This window comes from uncultured Tepidimonas sp., from assembly GCF_938045175.1.
Classification (GTDB): Bacteria; Pseudomonadota; Gammaproteobacteria; order Burkholderiales; family Burkholderiaceae_C; genus Tepidimonas.
The window spans coordinates 1-2668 of record NZ_CALIND010000112.1; the positions used below are offsets into that span (position 1 = coordinate 1).

Below are 2668 nucleotides of genomic sequence, written 5' to 3' on the forward strand. Positions count from 1 at the left end.
AGTAGCCGCGCGTCTTGCCCAGCTTGATGAGCTGCTTGAGCTTTTCGCGCCGCAGCTTGGCCTCTTCTTCGGTCAGAACGGTGTCGTCCAGGCCGAATTCCTTCATCAAGGCGCGCTCTTTGGCCTTGCTGAGTTTCATGCGCAGCGGCTTGGCCTTCTCGGCTGCTTCGGCCGCGCTGTCGGTTGGGTCGTCGGCCACGGCCTCGACCTCGTCGTCGATCAGCTCGTCGTCGAGGTCGTCGGTCAGGTCAGCGTCGTCGAAGACGTCGTCCTCAGCCTTGGCTGCGGCGGGCTTGCGGCCACGCGCGGCACCACCTTTGGCCGCGCGGGCTTTGGTGGTACTGGCTTTGGCCGCACCGGATCGGGACTTGCTGCCCGTGGCCTTGGCGGGGGCGGCCTCCTCGGCGGCCGGGGGCGCGGTGTCATTGCCCTCGGAGGCAGTGGCAGCGGGGGCCGACTTGGCGGCCCTCGGGGTGCGCTTGGTGGGTTTGGGTGCGGGCGAGGCCGCAGGGGTGGCCACCGCGGCGACCTCGGCGTTGACGGCTTCGGCGGTGTTCAGGTTTTTTTTGGAACGGGTACTCACGGCAAACGCTTTCTGCCCGGCGTGGGGGCGGGCCTGACGGAGAAGAAAAAGACACGAGAAAACGGCTCCGCGGAGCCATGCCCATGTGGGGTTGGCCTGTCGGCTTCGCAAGAGGGGTGGGCGAACATTTGGTGTGCAGTCCTTGCGGGGGCGGACGCGCCGTGGGCGTCCTGGCCAGCGGGGGAGCGGCCCGCGTGACCGACTGACCGGTCGACATGGGTGGCGGTGCACGGGGTGCCTGCCATCGACGGGTCGGGCTGTCGGTTGGCCCTGTCCGGAGGTGCTGCTGTCGCGCTTGCGAAACCCCCCATTATAGCAGAGTGCCGTCTTTCTGTAGCAAACGACGTTCGGCGTTCACCTCGCGGTAGCGAGCCAGCGCTTGCGGGTCGGTCGCGGCGCGGGCGATCAGCTCGGTCTCCAGCCGCATGAGCGCTTCGATGCGGATGCGGCGCAGCAGTTCACGCAGCTCGTGCCGGATCTCCTCGTCTGCGGGGGCGGCATCCGCCGCCGCGCCATCGCCCGATGGGGCGTCGAAGCGCTCCAGCCACGGTCCGCTGTCGTGCAGCGCCACCGCCAGCGCCTCGAACGGCTCTCCCCGCAGTGCTTCGCGCAGTGCGGCCCAGGGCTGAGGGCCATGTTCCAGCCACTGGCGCTCCAGCCAGGCGAACAGCGGCCCGTGGGGAGGCGGTTCGGCGGCCAGCAGCGCGTGGTCGTCGGCGGTCAGCCAATCCCACGCTTGCGGTGTGCCCAGCACGATGCGCGCCACCCGGTCGGCGCGGCCCAGCAGTCCGCGCACGGTGCGGCGCGCACGGGGGGTAGAGCGGGGCTGGGTGGGAGCGGCGCCCGTCGGCGGCAGCGGGCGGCGCGGCGGCGCCGCCCGCTCGGGCGCCTGTGCGCGGGTGGCCACCGCGCCGTGCCGGCCGGGCGCCGCCCATAGTTGCGCCAGCTCGCGCGCCTCGAGTCCAATGGCGTCGGCCAGTTCCTGCAGCAATTGGCGCTTGAGTGCACCGTCGGGCATGGCGCTCCACAGCGGCTGCGCTTGCGCGCTCAAGCGTGCCCGACCCTCCGGCGTGTCCAGGTCGCAATCGGTGGCGGCCACCTCCAGCAAAAAGCGGCTCAGCGGCGTCGCGTCGCGCACCGCTGCGGCAAAGGCGTCGGCGCCGCGCTCGCGCACGAAGCTGTCCGGGTCATGTTCTGGCGGTAGAAACAGAAAGCGTACGCTGCGCGTATCGGTGGCCAGCGGCAGGGCGGCTTCCAGCGCGCGTCGTGCCGCGCGTCGGCCGGCCGCGTCGCCGTCGAAGGCGAACACCACCGTGTCGCTGAAGCGAAACAGCTTGCCCACGTGCTCCGGCGTGCACGCGGTGCCCAGCGTCGCCACCGCGTGCTCGAACCCCCACTGTGCCAGCGCCACCACGTCCATGTAGCCCTCAGTCACCAGCACGCACCCGGCTTGGCGGATGGCGCTGCGGGCCTCGAACAGGCCGTAGAGTTCTTCGCCCTTGTGAAACACGGGTGTCTCGGGGCTGTTGAGGTATTTGGGCTCACCCGCGTCGATCACGCGGCCACCAAAGCCGATCACTTCGCCTTTGACGTTGCGGATCGGAAAGACGATGCGGTCGCGAAAGCGGTCATAGCGGCGCTGGCCTGGGGCGTCGGCCACGCCGGTGTCGTCGCTGGTGATGACCAGCCCGGCTTCCACCAACCGCTCGTCCTGGTAGTCGGCAAAGACGGTGGACAAAAAGCGCCAGCCCGGCGGCGCATAGCCCAGCCCGAAGCGCTTGGCCACCTGCCCGGTCAGGCCGCGGCGTTTGAGGTAGTCGATGGCGCGCGGCGACGTTTTGAGCTGCGCTCGATAGGCGCGTGCCGCCAGTGCGAGCACTTCGGTCAGTGTGGCTTGTCGCTGGCGCTGCGCTGCGGCGCGCGCGCGCTCCTGCGGCGAGCGCTCGTCATCGGGCACGGTCAGCCCTGTTTGCTGCGCCAAGTCGCGCACCGCTTCGGGGAACGAGGCGCCCGTGTGCGCCATCAGGAAGTCGATCGCGTTGCCATGCGCGCCGCAGCCAAAGCAGTGATAGAACTGCTTACTGG

Annotated in this window: 1 protein-coding gene and 1 pseudogene; both read right to left on the reverse strand. The window is 70.0% G+C overall.

All coding sequences use genetic code 11. From position 1 onward, the window contains the following. Positions 1–583 (reverse strand): annotated as a pseudogene (locus Q0716_RS05905) (RNA polymerase sigma factor RpoD); the annotation flags it as partial. A 310-nt stretch (positions 584–893) separates the two neighbouring features. Then, positions 894–2668: DNA primase (gene dnaG / locus Q0716_RS05910; protein ID WP_299020777.1), on the reverse strand; the 1775-nt coding region annotated here is incomplete at its 5' end.